The 17,328-nt window shown below is 70.3% G+C and carries 17 protein-coding genes; 4 read left to right on the top strand and 13 right to left on the bottom strand.

Annotated features, from left to right (window positions below; all coding sequences use genetic code 11):
• Positions 1-3: 3 nt before the first annotated feature.
• Positions 4-552: a DUF1697 domain-containing protein gene (locus OG452_RS06055; protein ID WP_327294583.1), complete on the top strand. Its 549-nt coding sequence runs from the start codon at positions 4-6 to the stop codon at positions 550-552.
• A gap of 21 nt (positions 553-573) precedes the next feature.
• Here the strand turns inward: OG452_RS06055 and OG452_RS06050 are convergent, their stop codons facing one another.
• The 3 genes from OG452_RS06050 to OG452_RS06040 all read right to left on the bottom strand — a co-directional run bounded on the left by OG452_RS06050 (position 574) and on the right by OG452_RS06040 (position 3,106).
• On the bottom strand, positions 574-1,377 hold the full coding sequence (locus OG452_RS06050; protein ID WP_327294582.1) for an ABC transporter ATP-binding protein: 804 nt from the start codon (positions 1,375-1,377) through the stop codon (positions 574-576).
• 447 nt (positions 1,378-1,824) lie between these two features.
• Positions 1,825-2,412 (bottom strand): class F sortase, encoded by a 588-nt coding sequence (locus tag OG452_RS06045; protein WP_327294581.1) that lies wholly within the window; start codon positions 2,410-2,412, stop codon positions 1,825-1,827.
• 61 nt (positions 2,413-2,473) lie between these two features.
• A complete protein-coding gene (locus OG452_RS06040) occupies positions 2,474-3,106 on the bottom strand; it encodes a hypothetical protein (RefSeq protein ID WP_327294580.1) in 633 nt (210 codons plus the stop codon).
• Positions 3,107-3,348: 242 nt separating this feature from the next.
• Here OG452_RS06040 and OG452_RS06035 point away from each other — a divergent pair, with 242 nt between their 5' ends.
• From OG452_RS06035 to OG452_RS06025, 3 genes are all read left to right on the top strand, one after another.
• Complete coding sequence (locus OG452_RS06035; protein WP_327294579.1) at positions 3,349-4,374, top strand: ketopantoate reductase family protein; 1,026 nt, start codon at positions 3,349-3,351, stop codon at positions 4,372-4,374.
• Between the two features lie 83 nt (positions 4,375-4,457).
• The gene (locus tag OG452_RS06030; protein WP_327294578.1) at positions 4,458-5,060 is read left to right on the top strand and encodes a mycothiol-dependent nitroreductase Rv2466c family protein; all 603 of its coding nucleotides are present in this window, start codon (positions 4,458-4,460) and stop codon (positions 5,058-5,060) included.
• A gap of 152 nt (positions 5,061-5,212) precedes the next feature.
• Positions 5,213-7,849 carry a fibronectin type III domain-containing protein gene (locus OG452_RS06025; protein WP_327294577.1) on the top strand — a complete coding sequence of 879 codons (2,637 nt, stop codon included), beginning with the start codon at positions 5,213-5,215 and terminating at the stop codon, positions 7,847-7,849.
• Between the two features lie 97 nt (positions 7,850-7,946).
• Here OG452_RS06025 and OG452_RS06020 read toward each other — a convergent pair whose 3' ends face one another.
• From OG452_RS06020 to OG452_RS05975, 10 genes are all read right to left on the bottom strand, one after another.
• Positions 7,947-8,696: a sirohydrochlorin chelatase gene (locus tag OG452_RS06020; protein WP_327294576.1), complete on the bottom strand. Its 750-nt coding sequence runs from the start codon at positions 8,694-8,696 to the stop codon at positions 7,947-7,949.
• A 6-nt stretch (positions 8,697-8,702) separates the two neighbouring features.
• Complete coding sequence (locus OG452_RS06015; protein ID WP_327294575.1) at positions 8,703-9,581, bottom strand: ABC transporter permease; 879 nt, start codon at positions 9,579-9,581, stop codon at positions 8,703-8,705.
• Entirely contained in the window at positions 9,568-10,353 is a 786-nt protein-coding gene (locus OG452_RS06010) for an ABC transporter ATP-binding protein (RefSeq protein WP_327294574.1), read from the bottom strand. The genes OG452_RS06015 and OG452_RS06010 overlap by 14 nt, the downstream gene beginning before the upstream one ends.
• A 36-nt stretch (positions 10,354-10,389) precedes the next feature.
• Positions 10,390-11,502 carry an aliphatic sulfonate ABC transporter substrate-binding protein gene (locus tag OG452_RS06005; protein WP_327294573.1) on the bottom strand — a complete coding sequence of 371 codons (1,113 nt, stop codon included), beginning with the start codon at positions 11,500-11,502 and terminating at the stop codon, positions 10,390-10,392.
• A gap of 249 nt (positions 11,503-11,751) precedes the next feature.
• On the bottom strand, positions 11,752-13,110 hold the full coding sequence (locus OG452_RS06000; protein ID WP_327294572.1) for a sulfate adenylyltransferase subunit 1: 1,359 nt from the start codon (positions 13,108-13,110) through the stop codon (positions 11,752-11,754).
• Complete coding sequence (gene cysD, locus OG452_RS05995; RefSeq protein ID WP_327294571.1) at positions 13,111-14,046, bottom strand: sulfate adenylyltransferase subunit CysD; 936 nt, start codon at positions 14,044-14,046, stop codon at positions 13,111-13,113.
• Complete coding sequence (cysC, locus tag OG452_RS05990; protein WP_327294570.1) at positions 14,043-14,612, bottom strand: adenylyl-sulfate kinase; 570 nt, start codon at positions 14,610-14,612, stop codon at positions 14,043-14,045. Before cysC ends, cysD begins: the two co-directional genes overlap by 4 nt.
• Positions 14,612-15,313: a phosphoadenylyl-sulfate reductase gene (locus OG452_RS05985; protein WP_327294569.1), complete on the bottom strand. Its 702-nt coding sequence runs from the start codon at positions 15,311-15,313 to the stop codon at positions 14,612-14,614. The genes cysC and OG452_RS05985 overlap by 1 nt, the downstream gene beginning before the upstream one ends.
• Positions 15,310-15,498, bottom strand: a complete 189-nt coding sequence (locus OG452_RS05980) for a hypothetical protein (protein WP_327294568.1) — start codon at positions 15,496-15,498, stop codon at positions 15,310-15,312. The genes OG452_RS05985 and OG452_RS05980 overlap by 4 nt, the downstream gene beginning before the upstream one ends.
• Positions 15,495-17,192 carry a nitrite/sulfite reductase gene (locus tag OG452_RS05975; protein WP_327294567.1) on the bottom strand — a complete coding sequence of 566 codons (1,698 nt, stop codon included), beginning with the start codon at positions 17,190-17,192 and terminating at the stop codon, positions 15,495-15,497. Before OG452_RS05975 ends, OG452_RS05980 begins: the two co-directional genes overlap by 4 nt.
• Positions 17,193-17,328 lie beyond the last annotated feature (136 nt).

Genomic DNA, 17,328 nt, shown 5'->3' with positions numbered 1-17,328 from the left:
CCCATGACGACCAGATACGCCGTACTGCTGCGCGGGATCAACGTAGGCGGCAACAGGAAGGTCCCCATGGCGGACCTCAGGGAGCTGCTCACCGGACTCGGCTACGGCGACGTCCGTACGTACCTCAACAGCGGGAATGCCGTCTTCAGCAGCGAAACGGCCGGCGAGGACAGACTGGCGGCCGCGGTGGAGGCGGCGATCGCGGACCGCTTCGGCTTCACGGTGGACTGCCTCGTCCGCAGCGCCGGCTATCTGCGGGCCGTGGCCGACGGCTGCCCCTTCCCGGCTGCCGGGCTCCAGGGCAAGCAGCTGCATGTCACCTACTTCTCCGGCCCCGTCGGGCCCGAGCGGTACGCCGCGATCGACCAGCAGGCCTATCTGCCCGAGGAGTTCAGGCTCGGCGACCGGGCGCTCTATCTGTACGCCCCGGACGGGCTCGGCCGCTCCAAGCTCGCTCAGGCGCTGAACAGCCCCGCCGTGAACAGGGGAGTCATCGGCACCTCCCGCAACTGGAACACCGTGCTCAAGCTGGCCGAGATGACCGGCGGCTGACCGGCGCTCCCTGGCCCGCCGTCAGCGCTGGGCGGTCGGCCGCCCCGAACGGGCCGCCCAGCGGCCGTCCGTGCGGGTGATCAGCACCGGGTGGTCGAAGCACTTGCTGACCTGGTCGGTGGTGAGGACCTCGTCGGCCGGTCCCGAGCCCAGGCACGCGCCACCGCGCAGCAGCATCGCGTGCGTCGTGGACGCGGGCAGCTCCTCCAGATGGTGGGTGACGAGGATCGTCGCCAGTTCCGGGTGCTCGGCGCGCAGTTCGTCCAGGCTGGTCAGCAACTGTTCGCGGGCCGCGAGGTCCAGTCCGGTGGCCGGTTCGTCGAGCAGGACGAGACGGGGCCTCGGCATCAGCGCGCGGGCGATGAGGGTCCGCCCGCGCTCGCCCTGCGAGAGCGTCGGCCAGCGCGACTCGGCCTTCTCGCCGCCCATGCCCAGCATGGTCAGCAGCCGGTCGGCCCGCTTGATCTGCTCATCGGTCGGCGACCAGCGGGGCACGGGCTCGATGGAGTTGGTGAGTCCGGTCAGTACGACATCGCGGACCCGCAGCGGTGAGTGCAGCGGATGGCGGGGGTTGATGTGCCCCAGATGGGAGCGGAGCTCCCGCAGGTCCACCCGGCCGAGTGTCCGCCCGAGGATCTCCACCCTCCCCCGGGTGGGGTGCGCCACCGCGCCCAGCAGTCCGAGCAGGGTCGACTTGCCCGCACCGTTGGCACCGAGCAGCGCCCAGTGCTCCCCGCTGTGCACGGTCAGTGAGACCGAGTCCAGCAGCAGGTTCCCGTCCCGTACGAAACCGACATCGTCCGCACGGATCACGACGGTGCTCACAGGTCGTTCAGCTCCTTCATCTGTTTTGCGGTCGGCCGGCTCCTGCCGGTCGGACCCATGGCTGTCGGCGACCCGGGGTGAGTACTGGTAGGGCGCCATCGGTCGGTGCGCTGTCCGCAGCGGGATCCAGGCCGGAAAAGCGGAGGCCGCGCACCCCGTAGACCGCTCGTACGTCCACCGGCGTGCGGTCGAGGAGGGGAGGCGGCTCTGCGCCGAGGCGGTCCCGGTCGGGGACAGCGCCTGTCGAGCTGGTCGGCGGTCATCGTGTCCAGGCCGATGTACCGGATTCTACCCTCCTGCCGCGGCGCGTCGGCGGTGCCCGACTGTCAGGTCATCGACGGCCCATCGCGCGGGCACGTGGAAAAGCCCCTCAGCCGGACACGAGCGGCTGAGGGGCCCGGCCGTCGCGAGGGCGGCCACCACGTCTTCACATCCCCACAACCCCGTTCACGTCTTCCGGACGCCCTTGAGATGGGCGAACACGACCACGTTGGCGCCGTATCCGCTCTTCTTGTCGAACGTGCCGCCACAGGTCAGCAGCCGCAGTTCGGGACGGCCGGTGTTGCCGTAGACCTTGGAGTCGGGGAAGTCCTTCTTCTTGTACGTCTTCACCGAGTCGACCCTGAAGACCGCCGTGCGGTGGTCAGCTCGCGTGACGTTGACGAGATCACCGGAGTGCAAGGCGTTCAGGTTCAGGAAGATGGCGGCTCCGGTGCGGGTGTCCCGGTGCCCGACGATCACTGCTGTGCCCGCCGCTCCGGGGGTAGGGCCGCCCCGGTACCAGCCGACCTCGTGGGGTCTGCTCATCGGTGGCGTGTTCAGCCGGCCGTGCCGGTCGAGTTCCAGACCGATGACCGGAGCTTCGATCACCAGGGCGGGAATGGCCAGTTTCGTCGGCGTCGCGGGTGGCAGGGGCGCGTGCGCCGGGACCCCGGGCGGCCCGGGGCGCGGTGCGCTTGCTGCGCTGGTGGCCGGCGGTTTGTCGGGTGAATCGCTGCACGCCCAGACGACGCCGGTCACCAGCGAGAACGTCACACTTGCCGTGATGGAGAGACGGCAGGCGCGACTTGGTCCCCGTCGGCGGCGGTAGGGCGGGTTACGCCGCACCATGGACGCGACGGCGAGCACGGCGGACGACGATCAGCCCGGCTGCTCCCAGGGCACCCGTGACGAGCAGCGGTCCGATGGGTGAGCCGGTGTCGGCAGCGGTGCTCTGAAGGTCGGGAACACCGCCGCCTCCCGCGTGCACAGCGCCGGACGGCATCCCGTGGCTGACAGCTGGCTTCGCGGGACTGCCCGAGTGGCCGCGGGGGCAGTCGACTCGGAAGCTCTTCGAGACGGCACCAGGGGCGGTCCAGGTGAGCTGGTACTGGCCGTTGGGGAGCGTGAGGTTGGTGGTGGTTCCGGTGCCGTTCAGTACCGGGAGGCTGCTGATCAGGGAGGGCAGGTTCGGGTTCGGCGGTGCCGGCTTGATCGACCACGGGACGGTCGCGAGGTCCGGCCCGAAGTTGGCGGCAGCCAGGTTGAACCTGCAGACCGTGGTCTCGTCCCGGGTGTCGCTCGCGCTCATTCCCGGATTGTGGATGCGTACCGCTCCGCTGTCGCCAGGGGCGGCAGCGGCGGACGAGGCTCCGGCCAGTGAGGCACCCGCGAGAGCCAGAGCGGCCATCGTGGCCATGCCCGTACGGGCGGCGGGGGAGAGGTGGGAGGAGGGGCTGGTGGTGGTCACGCGAAGCTCCTTCAAGCCGAGATGATTGTCATACAAGTCACTGACATCTGAGTACTTGTCACACTTGGCTGGGAAAAAGAAGGAGGCCACATGGGTAAGCGGTGAATAAGCCCCATTTGGCGCACGGGCGGGCCTCTGTCGCACTCCTCCCCTCGCTCGGGTGAGGCGGCGTGGTGGCTATGCTGCGACGGGGGCTTTCAGTCCGAGTGCCCCCGGCCTGCGGACATATCAACGGAGCTACGGTGCGCTACATCATCATCGGAGCCGGCGCCGTCGGCGGCATCATCGGCGGGCGGCTGTCCGAGAGCGGCAGCGAAGTGGTCGTGGTGGCCCGCGGGGCGCACTACGAGGCGCTCCGGGACGGTGGGCTGCGGATCGCGACCCCGGAGGGTGCCCGTACTCTCGCACTGCCGGTCGTCGACGACCCCGGAGCGGTCGGGCTGCGCCCCGATGACGTCCTGGTCCTGACGGTGAAGACGCAGGACAGCCTCGCGGCCCTCAATGCCTGGGGCCCGCGCCCGGTCGCCGGGACCGGCGCGACGGCCGCCGAGGTGCTCCCGCTGGTCTGCGCGCAGAACGGCGTGGAGAGCGAACGCCTCGCGCTGCGCACTTTCCGCCGGGTGTACGGCATGTGCGTCTGGCTGCCCGCGACCTTCCTGGAGCCGGGCTCCGTCGCCGCGGGCGGTTCCCCGCTCTCCGGGATACTGCACATCGGCCGCTATCCGGCGGGCACGGACCGTACCGCCCGGCAGATCTCGGCGGATCTGGAGAAGGCCCCGTTCGAGGCGCCCGTCGTTCCGGACGTGATGCGCTGGAAGTACGGCAAACTCCTCTCGAACCTGGTCAATTCACTCCAGGCGGCCTGCGGGCTCCACGGCGCGGACCCCACCGCGAACGCCATCATGGAGGAGCTACTCCAGCGGGCGGAGGCCGAGGGGTGCGCCGTCTACGCGGCAGCCGGGATCGAGGCCACGAGCGCCGAGGAGCAGCAGCGGGCGCGCGGCGACAAGATCACTCAGCTGCCGGTCGAGGGGCAGCCGTCGGGCGGCGGTTCCTCGTGGCAGAGCCTCAGCCGGGGCACGGGCACGATCGAGGCCGACTTCCTCAACGGTGAGATCGTCCTCCTCGGCCGGCTGCACGGGGTGCCGACCCCGGTGAACGACGTACTGCAGCGGGTGGCCGACACCTTCGCGCGCGAGCACCGGCCCGCGGGCTCCATGCCGGCCGCCGAACTGGCCGCGCTGGTGGCCGACGCGGGAGAGTACTGAACGGCGGGCCGGCCGGAGTGGCCCGCTGAATCCCTCCTCAAGTGGCCCACCGGGCTGTGCCATTGCCGCATAGCCTCATCCGTATGACGACTCTCGACTTCTACTTCGACCCCGCCTGTCCCTTCGCCTGGATCACCTCGCGCTGGATCCTTGAGGTCGAGCAGCACCGGGACATCGACGTCCGCTTCCGGGTGATGAGCCTCTACCTCCACAACGAGGGCAACGAACTGCCCGGCTGGTACCGCGAGTTGGTCGACAAATCGATCGGCCCGGTACGGGTGGCCGTCGCCGCGGCCCAGGAGCACGGGGACCAGGTGCTCCGCGACCTCTACACCGCGCTCGGCACCAGGATCCACGCCGGGAAGAACGAAAACTTCGGCCAGGTGATCGCGGAGTCCCTCGCCGAGACCGGACTGCCCGCCGGCCTCGCGGACGCGGCGCACTCCACGGCGTACGACGAAGCGGTCCGCCGCAGTCACGACGGCGGCAAGGACCCGGCGGAGGGCGCCTATGTCGGGACCCCGACCCTCCATCTGGACGGCGCCGTCTACTTCGGGCCGGTCCTCGGCTCGATCCCGCGCGGCGAGGAGGCCGCCCGGATCTTCGACAGTGTGCGGGTGCTCGCCGGGTGCCCGGACTTCTTCGAGCTGAAGCGCACCCGCACCGGCAGCCTCGACTTCAGCTGACCGGGGCGCACCCACGAGAGGCCCCGAGTCATCCGATGACCTGAAAGGAATCAGTCGGATCGGGACAGTAACCTTGTCGGATCCGTTGACCGTTGCATCTCATCCATCCTACCTTTCTCCTGCCTTGTGAACTTGATTCCATGGGAGGGAAAATGCTCGCACCCCGAAGAGCCACGCTCGTCGCGGCTCTCTCCGCCGTCCTGGCGCTCGGCGTCCCTGGCAGCGTGACCGCGGCCGGAGCCGACTCCGGTGCCGGCGGCTCCGCCGGTTCGCACTCAGCGGACGTGTACGTCACCCCGTCCGGCGACGACCACGCCCAGGGCACCGCCCGCAGCCCCGTCAGAACCCTTCAGCGCGCCCGGGATCTGGCCCGGGCCAGATCGGCCGGCCACGACGGGGATCTCACCGTCCACCTCGCATCGGGTACATACCGGACGACGGAGCCGCTCGTCCTCGATGCCAGGGACTCCGGGCACGACGGCCACCAGATCATCTGGCAGGGCACCGGCTCCACCGTCATCAGCGGCGGCAAGAAGGTCCAGGGCTGGAAGCCGGTCCACGGGCACCCGGGCCTCTACTCGGCGCCCGCGCCCCAAGGGCTCACCGACACCCGCCAGTTGTACGTCGACGGAGTCCGGGCCCAGCGCGCACGGGGCGAGGTTCCCGTCGGGCTGACCGCCACACCCACCGGGTACACCACGACGGCGGACACCATCGCCCACTGGCGCCACCCCTCCGACGCCGAATTCGTGTACTCCAGCGGCGAGGAGCTCTGGAACGTCGAGCGCAACGGCCTGGGCCAGTGGACCGAACCCCGCTGCCGGATCGCCGCGGCCACGGGCACCACGCTCACCATGGCCCAGCCCTGCTGGGACAACTCCAACAAGCGGGTCGAGTTCCCGGACATCCCCGGCCGCACTGTCTCCATGGTCGGTCCAGGACATCTCACCAACGACGGCAAGGCGTCCTACATCGAGAACGCCTACGAACTCCTCGACCAGCCCGGCGAGTGGTACCTGGACCGCACGGCCCACACGGTCTACTACCTCCCGCGCAAGGGGGAGGACATCCGGCACGCGGACGTCGAGGCCGCCGCGGCGCAGAAGCTCGTCGACGGGCGGGGCACCGCGGCCGCCCCCGTCCACGACGTCGCCTTCCGCGGGGTGCGGTTCAGCTACGCGACCTGGCTGACCCCGTCCACACCCGAAGGCTTCTCCGAGATCCAGGCCGGCTACACCATCACCGGCGCCAACGGCTGGGCCACCCAGGGGCTCTGCGGATTCGTCAAGGGCGGTACCTGCCCGTTCGCCTCCTGGACCCCGATGCCGGGGAACGTCTCCTTCACGTACGGCACGCGCATCGAATTCAGCGACGACGACTTCACCCACCTCGGCGCCGCCGGCCTGCAACTGGGTACCGGAACCAGCGACTCCAGGGTCCGGGGCAACACCTTCACCGACATCTCGGGCAACGGCCTGGAGATCGGCGGAGTCGACGGCAGCACCCCCGCCGACCACGTCGAAGTGACGGACAACCACCTGTACGCCCTGCCACGCGAGTTCCACGGCTCGGTCGGCATCCTCAACGGGTACACCCAGCACAACACCATCGCGCACAACCAGCTCGACCACCTCGGCTACAGCGCGATCTCCATGGGCTGGGGCGGCTGGCCCGACAAGATCGGCTCACCCGCGACCCCCAACCCCAGCCATGACAACGCGGTGAGCGACAACCTCATCTTCGACTACATGCAGATGTTCGACGACGGCGGCGGGATCTACACCCAGGGCCTGACCGGCACCTCACAGGCCGACGGCGAGAAGGTCACGGGCAATGTCATCCACGACCAGTGGGGCCTGGGCAAGAGCGTCTACACCGACAACGGCTGCACCTACGAGACCGTCGAGGGCAATGTGCTCTACGGCGCCTCGTACGCCAACGTCGCCAGCCGCCACACCGACTACCGCGACCAGCTCGGCAACAACGACCCGACGCTCGTCAAGGACAACTGGTGGGAGGAAGGCACCGCCGACGGCGACAACAAGGGTCTGGTGACGACCGGCAACCACATCATGGCCTCCCCCTCGGACGCCCCCGCCGCGATCGTCGCCGCCGCGGGAATCGAGCCCGCTTACCGGGGCGTCCTCAGCCGCACCCCGGGGGCCGTCTCCGTACCCGAGGCGCCGTCCAGGGTCGGAACCAGCACGGCAGGGGCTGACGCCCTGTACGCCATCTTCAACCCGGTCTTCGCCGACGGGGGTTCACCGGTCAGCAGCTACACCGCGCGCGCCCTGCGGCCGGACGGCACCGAGGCCGCGCGGCAGACCGTGTCGGCCGCCGACTACAAGCGGCTCGCGTACATCCGTATCGGCGGACTCCCCGCAGGCGACGGCCCCTTCACGGTCACTGTCACCGCGGCCAACGCGCACGGGAGCAGCGCGCCCTCCCTCGCATCCGCCCCGCTCGCCCCGACGGCGGTCACCGTGCCGCCCGACGCGCCGACCGGCCCGAAGCTCCGTACCGAGGCGACGGCCGCGACCCTCGCCTGGACACCGCCCAAGAACATGGGGGACGCCAAGGTCACCGGCTACCGCCTGACGGTGTCCGACGGCCGCACCATCGAGGTCACCGGCCGGGACGCGATGGTCGGACAGCCCTCAGGGAAGGGGATGTTCCGGGTGATCGGCGGCCTCAGGCCCGGTACCGGCTACACCGTGACAGTCGCCTCCGTCACCGCTGCGGGCGTCGGCCCGGCGGCCACGGCCACGGCGACCACCAGCGCCGGATAGGGGGAACCGGACAGCAGAACCGCCACCCGTCGGCGGGCACCGCGTACCAGCGTGGTGCCCGCCGGTGTGACGGTGACGGTGCGGACCACGCACGGCGTCAGGCGCTCAGCGGCACCGGCGTCCGCACGCGTGCCTCGTCGTACCTGGCCAGCAGCAGCCGGGCCAGTTCCCCGCAGGGGCCCAGCACACCGGCCAGCACATCGGCGCCGGCCGCGCGGGCCCCCGCCTCGATACGGTCCGGCAGCCGGCCCGGAGCGATGACATACGGCGCCACCGCGACGCGGTCGGCGCCGGAGGCCCGCAACTCCCGTACCGCGTCCTCGGTACGGGGCAGAGCAGCGGAGGCGAACGCAGGCCGCACGGCGCACCAACCGGTGTGCCGCAGCTCCCGCGCAATTTCAGCGATCACTGCGATCGCCTCCGGGTCAGTGGAGCCCGCCGAGGCCAGGACCAGCCCCGTCGAGCGCTTCTGGGACGGGGCGAGCCCCGCCTCGTACAGCCGCTGTTCCAGCGCGGTCAGCAGCAGCGGGGACGGACCCAGCACCTCCGCCTGGCGCACCCGCATCCCGGCCGGTGCCTCGCGCAGCACCCCCGGGATGTCCCACTTGGCGTGGAAGGCCCGGGTCAGCAGGAGCGGCAGGGCCACCACATCCCGTACACCTTCGGAGGCCAGCCGTTCGAGCACCCGCGGCACCGACGGTACGGCGAAGTCCAGGAACCCGGTCTCCACCCGCACGCCGGGGCGCAGCGACCGCACCCGACGGGTCAGCGCGCGGACGGTCGCGGCATGGCGGGGGTCACGGCTGCCGTGCGCGACGACAAGGAGCACCGGACGGTCGTCGTACATCGCGGTTCAGCTCCTGACCAGCAGACCGCGGCCGCGCAGCACGCGCCGCTCCAGCGGGCTGAAGATGAGCAGGTCGATGGCGATACCGACGACGAGGATCAGGACGATGGCCAGGAAGACCATCGACATGCTGCTGGTCTCCCGGCCCTGCTCCAGCAACTGGCCGAGCCCCACACCCAGATCGGGCGAGGACGCGATGATCTCCGCGGCCATCAGCGAGCGCCAGGAGAACGCCCAGCCCTGCTTCAGGCCCGCCAGGTACCCGGGCAGCGAGGCGGGCAGCACCACGTGCCAGGTGCCGCGCAGACCCGAGGCGCCGAGCGTACGGCCGGCCCGCAGATAGAGCGGCGGGACCTGGTCGACGCCGGAGACGAGGCCGTTGGCGATCGAGGGGACCGCGCCCAGCAGGATCACCGTGTACATCATCGTGTCGTTGAGCCCCAGCCAGATCACCGCGGGCGGCACCCAGGCGACGGACGGCAGGGACTGGAGGCCCGAGAGGACCGGGCCGATCGCGGCGCGGACGAACTTCACCCGCGCCACCAGCAGCCCCAGCGGAGTGCCGATCACGAGCGCCAGCAGGAAACCCAGCAGGCCGCGCGAGACGCTCGTCCAGATGTAGCCGAGCAGGGTGCCCTGCGCCCAGGCGTCGGTCACCTCGCCCCACACCTGGGAGGGCGACGGCAGCTTGTAGCTGTCGGTGACCTTCGCCCAGATCAGGATCTGCCAGACGACCAGCACCAGCACCACGGCCACCGCGGGCGGCAGCACTTTCCCCACCAGCACCCGGCGGACCGGGACCCGGTCCACCCGTACGGTGTCGAGCGCGTCCAGGCCCGCTTCCAGGCCGGCCAGCTCGTCCGTCCTGACGTCAGTGTTGGCCATGTCGGCGGATCTCCCCACGCAGTTGTTCAGTGATCTCCACCGAGAGCTCCGCGACCGCGGAGTCCTCGATCCGGCGCGGATGCGGAATGTCCACCGCCCACTCGCGCGCCACCCGGCCCGGCCGCGAGGAGAGCAGCACCACACGCTCGGCGAGCCGCACCGCCTCGCGCACGTTGTGGGTGACGAAGAGGACCGAGACGCTCGTCTCGCGCCAGATCCGGGTCAGTTCGTCGTGCAGTACATCGCGGGTGATGGCGTCGAGCGCCGCGAACGGCTCGTCCATCAGCAGCAGTTGGCTGTCCTGTGCCAGCGCGCGCGCCAGCGCCACCCGCTGGCGCATCCCGCCGGACAGCTCGTGCACCCGCTTGGCGTACGCGCCCTCCAGCCGTACGAGAGCGAGCAGCCGCTGCGCCTCGTCCCGCCGGTCGGCCTTGGGTACGCCGCGCAGCCGCAGCGCCAGTTCGATGTTCTTGCCCGCGGTCAGCCACGGGAACAGCGCGTGCTCCTGGAACATCAGCGCCGGCCGGCCGCCCGGGGTCGTGATGGTCCCCGACGACGGGGCGTCGAGTCCGGCCACCAGATTGAGCAGGGTGGACTTCCCGCAGCCGGACGCCCCCAGGAGCGTGACGAACTCGCCCGGTGCGACATCGAGGGTGATGTCGTCGAGTACGAGCTGCCCGGCGGGTCCGCCGAAGGACTTCGAGACGTGGCCGATACGGGCCGCGTGTGTCACCGCGGTCCGGTCGTCGGCCTCGGCGATTGCTGTGGCCATGGTCGTCACCTCCTGGGAACGGGTGTGGATCCGGGACTACTTGACGCCGAGACCGGCGTCGGGGACGGCCGGCCTGCCTGCGGCCTTCAGGACCTTGTTGAGCGGCCGCAGGTCATAGATGCCCTTGAGGTCGGGCTGCTGGAGCAGACCGGACTTGACCGCGTGGCCCGCCTCCGTGCTGAGCGTCGCCGCCAGCGGGTCGTCCGTGGTCTGGATCGACTTCCACGCGGGGTCGAGCACATCGGCGGGCAGCGCCTTGCCGGACAGCTTCTTCAGCGCGGCGTTGGCCGACGCCTTCGCCGCGTCCGGGTGGGCCTTGATCCAGGCGTTGGTCTTCACCGAACCGCGCAGTACGGCCTCGACGACGTCCGGGTGCTCCTTGAGGAACTTCTGCGACACCACGATGTTCGTGATCACGAACTTCTTCTGCGGCCACAGGTCGCTCTCGTCGAGCAGCACCTTGGCACCCTTCGCCACCAGCTTGGACGCGGTCGGCTCCGGGACCCACGCACCGTCGATGGAGCCGGAGGCGTACGCGTCCGGTGTCACGCTGTTGTCCGTACGGACCACGGACACATCGCCCTTGCCACTGGTGGCGTTGGTCTTCCACCCCTTGCCCGCGATCCAGTTGAGGAACGCGACGTCCTGGGTGTTGCCGAGCTGCGGGGTGGCGATCTTCTTGCCCTTGACGTCGTCCAGGGTCTTGATCTTCTCTGGGTTGACCACCAGCTTGACGCCCCCGGACGCGGAACCGCCGATGATGCGCAGGCTCTTGCCCTGGGACTTCGTGTACGCGTTGATCGCCGGGGACGGGCCGATCCAGCCGATGTCGATCGAGCCGGAGTTGAGCGCCTCGATCTCGGAGGGCCCCGCGTTGAAGGTGGACGCCTTGAGCCGGGTCCCGCCCAGCTCCTTCTGGAATATCCCCTGCTGGTCGCCGACCAGCGCGGTGGCATGGGTGAGGTTCGGGAAGTAGCCGATCCGCACCGAGTCGGCGGAGAGCTTCTTGGCCCCAGCCGCGACGTGGGACGTGCCCGGGTCGTCCTTGGCCTTGGCCGATCCGTAGCCGCAGGCGCTGAGCGCCAGGGCCAGCAGCGGGAGGGCGGCGACGACGGCGAGGCCGCGGCGCAGGGGGGGAGTGGCAGGCACGGGAGGGTTTCCTCTCGATGGCCCGGTGCGGGCGTCCCTCAGGACACCGCCGGGCGGTGGGCTGGTCTTTCAGGTCTTCGCCGGGGCAGGTGCGGCGAGGGGTGCGTCCGGGCGCGCAGGCAGTGCGCGTACGCCTTCACGCACATCGCCCGACCCCGCCCTGGCCACTGCCGGTAGCCCCGCTCCCGATCCGGCCGCCCTCCTTGGCGAAGGTGGCGTAGATGTCCACGGCCGCTGCCTGCCGCGGCACTAGAAGTCCCACCCGGACTCGTCCGGTGCGTTCTCGGCCGACTCCGCCGCGGTCTGCGCCACGACGGCGAAGGCGTCGCCCGCCATCCCGGCGGCCAGCGTGGTGCCGTCGGCCGGGTCGATCAGCAGGAAGGAGCCGGTGCGCCGGGAGTCCGCGTACGCGTCGAGCGCCAGCGGCTCGGCGGTGCGGATGACGACCCGGCCGATGTCGTTGGCGACCAGCTGACCCGGCGCCGGGTGCTGGGACAGGTCGTCCAGGGTCACCCGGGATGGGATGTCCTTGACGATTGCCTTGACCGTGCGGGTGGTGTGCTTGAGCAGCACCCGCTGGCCCACCGACAGCGCCGAGTCGGCCACATGGCAGACCGTCGCCAGGACGTCCTGGGTCGGCGCCGGGGCGTGCTCGGTCGGTGCGATCAGATCGCCGCGCGAGATGTCCAGGTCGTCGGTGAGCCGCACGGTCACCGACTGCGGGGCCCAGGCGATGTCCGCGCTCTGCCCCAGTACGTCGATGGCGGCGATCGTCGAGGTACGGCCCGACGGCAGTACCGTGACCGCCTCGCCGACCCGCAGCGCGCCCGAGGCGATCTGGCCCGCGTATCCGCGGTAGTCGGGGTGTTCTGCGGTCTGCGGGCGGATGACGTACTGGACGGGGAAGCGCGCCTTGCAGCCGGTGAGGTCGTGGCTGGCGGGGACCGTCTCCAGGTGTTCGAGTACGGTCGGACCGCCGTACCAGTCCATGTGGGCGGAGGGCTCCACCACATTGTCACCGGCCAGCGCGGAGATCGGGATCGCGGTGATCTCCGGGACGCCGAGCGAGGCCGCGTACGCGGTGAACTCCTCGGCGATGGCGGCGAACACCGGCTCGGCGTAGTCGACCAGGTCCATCTTGTTCACGGCGAGCACCACATGAGGGACCCGCAGCAGCGCGGCGACGGCGGCATGGCGGCGGGTCTGCTCGACCACGCCGTTGCGGGCGTCGACCAGCACCACGGCGAGCTCGGCGGTGGAGGCGCCGGTCACCATGTTCCGGGTGTACTGCACATGGCCCGGGGTGTCCGCGAGGATGAACCGGCGCCGGGGCGTGGCGAAGTAGCGGTACGCGACATCGATGGTGATGCCCTGCTCGCGCTCGGCTCGCAGCCCGTCGGTGAGCAGCGCCAGGTCGGGCGTCTCCTGGCCGCGGCCTATCGACGCCTGCTCGACGGCCTCCAGCTGATCCGTGAAGATCGACTTGGAGTCGTGCAGCAGCCGTCCCACCAGGGTGGACTTGCCGTCGTCGACGGAGCCCGCGGTGGCGAAACGCAGCAGCGTGGTGGCCGACAGCTGCTCGGCCGACCGGTCGGTTGACGTGGTCATTTAGAAGTACCCCTCGCGCTTACGGTCTTCCATCGCGGCCTCGGACATCTTGTCGTCGGCGCGGGTCGCGCCCCGCTCGGTCAGCCGGGAGGCGGCGATCTCGGTGATCACTGCGTCGAGCGTGGTGGCGTCGGAGTCGACGGCGCCGGTGCAGGACATGTCGCCGACGGTGCGGTAGCGCACCAGCCGGGTCTCGACGGTCTCGGTCTCTTTGGGGCCGCCCCACTCACCGGGGGTCAGCCACATGCCGGACCGCTTGAACACCTCGCGCTCGTGCGCGAAGTAGATCTCCGGGAGGGCGATCTGCTCCCGCTCGATGTACTGCCAGACGTCCAGCTCGGTCCAGTTGGAGAGCGGGAAGACCCGGACGTGCTCGCCGGGTGCGTGGCGGCCGTTGTAGAGCTGCCACAGTTCGGGGCGCTGGCGGCGCGGGTCCCACTGGGAGAACTCGTCGCGCAGCGAGAAGACCCGCTCCTTGGCGCGCGCCTTCTCCTCGTCGCGGCGCCCGCCGCCGAACACCGCGTCGAAGCGGTGCTGCTGGATGCCCTCGGTCAGCGGCACGGTCTGGAGCGGGTTGCGCAGCCCGTCGGGCCGCTCGCGCAGCTTCCCGGCGTCGATGTACTCCTGGACGGAGGCCACATGGAGCCGCAGCCCGTGCTCGGCCACCACACGGTCGCGGTAGGCCAGCACCTCGGGGAAGTTGTGCCCGGTGTCGACGTGCAGCAGCGAGAACGGCACGGTGGCCGGGGCGAAGGCCTTCAGCGCCAGATGCAGCATGAGGATGGAGTCCTTGCCGCCGGAGAAGAGGATCACCGGCCGCTCGAACTCGCCCGCGACCTCGCGGAAGATGTGGACCGCCTCGGACTCCAGGGCGTCCAGGTGGCTCAGGGCGAACGGGCTGTCGGTACCTTCGGTGACAGTGGCGGCGGTCGTCATCGGGCCAGGCCCCTCTCGGTGAGCAGCGCGTGCAGCGCGGCTGCGGACTCCTGCACGGTCTGGGTGTGCGACTCGATGCGCAGGTCCGGGGTCTCCGGCGCCTCGTAGGGGTCGTCCACCCCGGTGAGACCGGAGATCTCGCCCGCCGCCTGCTTGGCGTACAGGCCCTTCACATCGCGTACGGAGCACACCTCGACCGGGGTCGCGACGTGCACTTCCAGATATGCGGTGCCGGTGCTCTCGTGCCGCTTGCGCACCGCGTCGCGGCTGTCCGCGTACGGCGCGATGACCGGCACCAGCGCCTTCACGCCGTTGGACGCCAGCAGTTCGGCGACGAAGCCGATCCGCTGGACGTTGGTGTGCCGGTCCTCACGGCTGAAGCCGAGGCCCGCCGAGAGGAACTCGCGGGTCTCGTCGCCGTCGAGCACCTCCACCCGGTGGCCCTCGCCGCGGAGGCTGTCCGCGAGTTCACGGGCGATGGTGGTCTTGCCCGCGCTCGGCAGACCGGTGAGCCAGACAGTGGCTCCCTGGTCCGTCGTCATCTCGTTCTCCTGATCCTTCGTCATCAGCCGTGCAGCCCGCACTCTGTCTTGTTCCGGCCGGCCCAGCGGCCGGCCCGGGCGTCCTCGCCCTCCGCGACCCGCCGGGTGCAGGGCGCGCAGCCGATGGAGGGGTACCCGTCCATCAGCAGCGGGTTGGTGAGGACGCCGTGCTCGGCGACGTACGCCTCCACGTCGTCCTGTGTCCAGCGGGCGATCGGCGAGATCTTGACCTTCCGCCGCTTCTCGTCCCAGCCGACCACCGGGGTGTTCGCCCGGGTGGGGGACTCGTCGCGGCGCAGGCCCGTCGCCCAGGCCGAGTAGTTCCTGAGCCCGTCCTCCAGGGGCTTGACCTTGCGCAGTGCGCAGCACAGGTCGGGGTCCCGGTCGTGCAGCTTCGGGCCGTACTCGGCGTCCTGCTCGGCGACGGTCTGCCAGGGCAGCAGCGTGATGACGTTGACGTCCATCACGGCCTCCACCGCGTCGCGGGTGCCGATGGTCTCGGGGAAGTGGTAGCCGGTGTCGAGGAAGACCACATCCACCCCCGGGAAGGCGCGGGAGGCCAGGTGGGCGACCACCGCGTCCTCCATGGACGAGGTCACACAGAAGCGCTTGCCGAAGGTGTCCGCCGCCCAGGTGAGGATCTCCAGGGGCGACGCGTCCTCCAGTTCGCGGCCCGCGCGCTCGGCGAGGGTCTTCGGGTCTTCGGTCGCCGTAGTGCCGGTCATATCCCGTCCCCTTCAACGCTGTTGGCCGAGTGGTGCTGGAGCCCGCGGGCCAGCAGCCCGAGGAACTTCAGCTGGAATGCGCGGTTGCACGCCGCGCATTCCCAGGCGCCGTGCCCTGCTTCGCTGGGGCGCAGGTCCTCGTCGCCGCAGTACGGGCAGAAGAAGGGTGCCGCCCGCTCGCTCATGAGAGGGACTCCGCGTCCGCGCGCGCGGCCCAGGTCGCGAACCGCTCGCCGTCCGCGCGCTCGGCCTGGAAGTTCTTCAGCACCCGCTCGACGTAGTCGGGCAGCTCGTCCGCGGTGACCTTCAGCCCGCGGACCTTGCGGCCGAATCCCGCGTCGAGGCCCAGCGCGCCGCCCAGGTGCACCTGGAAGCCCTCCACCTGGTTGCCGTTGCCGTCCAGCATCAACTGGCCCTTGAGGCCGATGTCGGCGACCTGGATACGGGCGCAGGCGTTGGGGCAGCCGTTGATGTTGATGGTGATCGGCTCGTCGAACTCCGGGATGCGGCGCTCCAGTTCGTCGATGAGCGAGACGCCGCGCGCCTTGGTCTCGACGATCGCCAGCTTGCAGTACTCGATGCCGGTGCAGGCCATGGTGGAGCGCCGGAACGGCGAGGCGTTGACCTTGAGGTCGAGCCCTTCGAGCGCGGAGACCACCGATTCGACCTGCGACTCCTCGATGTCCAGCAGGATCATCTTCTGCTCGGCGGTGGTCCGCACCCGTCCGGAGCCGTGCGCCTCGGCCACCTCGGCGATCTTCGTCAGGGTCGTGCCGTCCACTCGTCCGACGCGGGGCGCGAACCCCACGTAGAAGCGGCCGTCCTGCTGCTTGTGCACTCCGAGGTGGTCGCGCCAGACGTCGGCGGGCTGCTCGGGCGCCGGGCCGTCGGCCAGCTTCCGCTGGAGGTACTCGTCCTCCAGGATCTGCCGGAACTTCTCCGGGCCCCAGTCGGCGACCAGGAACTTCAGCCGGGCGCGGTTGCGCAGCCGGCGGTAGCCGTAGTCCCGGAAGATCGAGATGACGCCCTCGAAGACGTCGGGCACCTCTTCGAGCGGCACCCAGGCGCCGAGCCGGACACCGAGCTTCGGGTTGGTGGAGAGCCCGCCGCCCACCCACAGGTCGAAACCCGGGCCGTTGTCGGGGTGCTCGACACCGACGAACGCGATGTCGTTGATCTCGTGCGCCACATCGAGCTGCGGGGACCCGGAGATCGCGGTCTTGAACTTCCGCGGCAGGTTGGAGAACGCGGGATTCCCGATGAAGCGGCGCTGGATCTCGTCGATGGCCCAGGTGCCGTCGATGATCTCGTTCTCTGCGACGCCCGCCACCGGGGAGCCGAGGATCGTACGGGGGGTGTCACCGCACGCCTCGGTGGTCGAGAGGCCGACCGCCTCCAGGCGCCGCCAGATCTCCGGGACGTCCTCGATCCGGATCCAGTGGAACTGGATGTTCTGCCGGTCGGTGAGGTCGGCCGTGCCGCGTGCGAACTCCTGCGAGACCTCGCCTATGACCTGCAGCTGCTCCGTGGTGAGGCGGCCGCCGTCGATGCGCACCCGCATCATGAAGAACTCGGCGTCCAGCTCCTCCGGTTCGAGGACCGCGGTCTTGCCGCCGTCGATCCCCTGCTCGCGTTGGGTGTACAGACCCCACCAGCGCATCCGGCCGCGCAGATCGCCGCCGTCGATGGAGTCGAATCCGCGCTTGGAGTAGATCGTCTCAATACGTGTCCGTACATTGAGACCGTCGTCGTCCTTCTTGGTCTGCTCATTGCCGTTCAGCGGGGTGAAGTGACCCTTGGCCCACTGGCCTTCGCCACGGTGACGGCTGACCTTGCGTCGGGGCGTGGCTGGCGGGGGCGTTCCAGGGCTGGCGGCCATGATGCTTCGTCCTTCTGTGGCGGCTCGAGGGGGCGATTGATCAAGCTGAAGGGACCCCTGTGACCTGCCGGTTCACGGCAGGGCGCGGTGGCGGTGGGATTGCAGGACCCCAGCGGGGGACTTCGCTCGTCCGCTA

It is taken from the genome of Streptomyces sp. NBC_01197, from assembly GCF_036010505.1.
Taxonomy (GTDB): Bacteria; Actinomycetota; Actinomycetes; order Streptomycetales; family Streptomycetaceae; genus Streptomyces.
The sequence above is the reverse complement of the archived record's forward strand: the minus strand, read 5'-3'. Positions and strand labels throughout refer to the sequence as shown.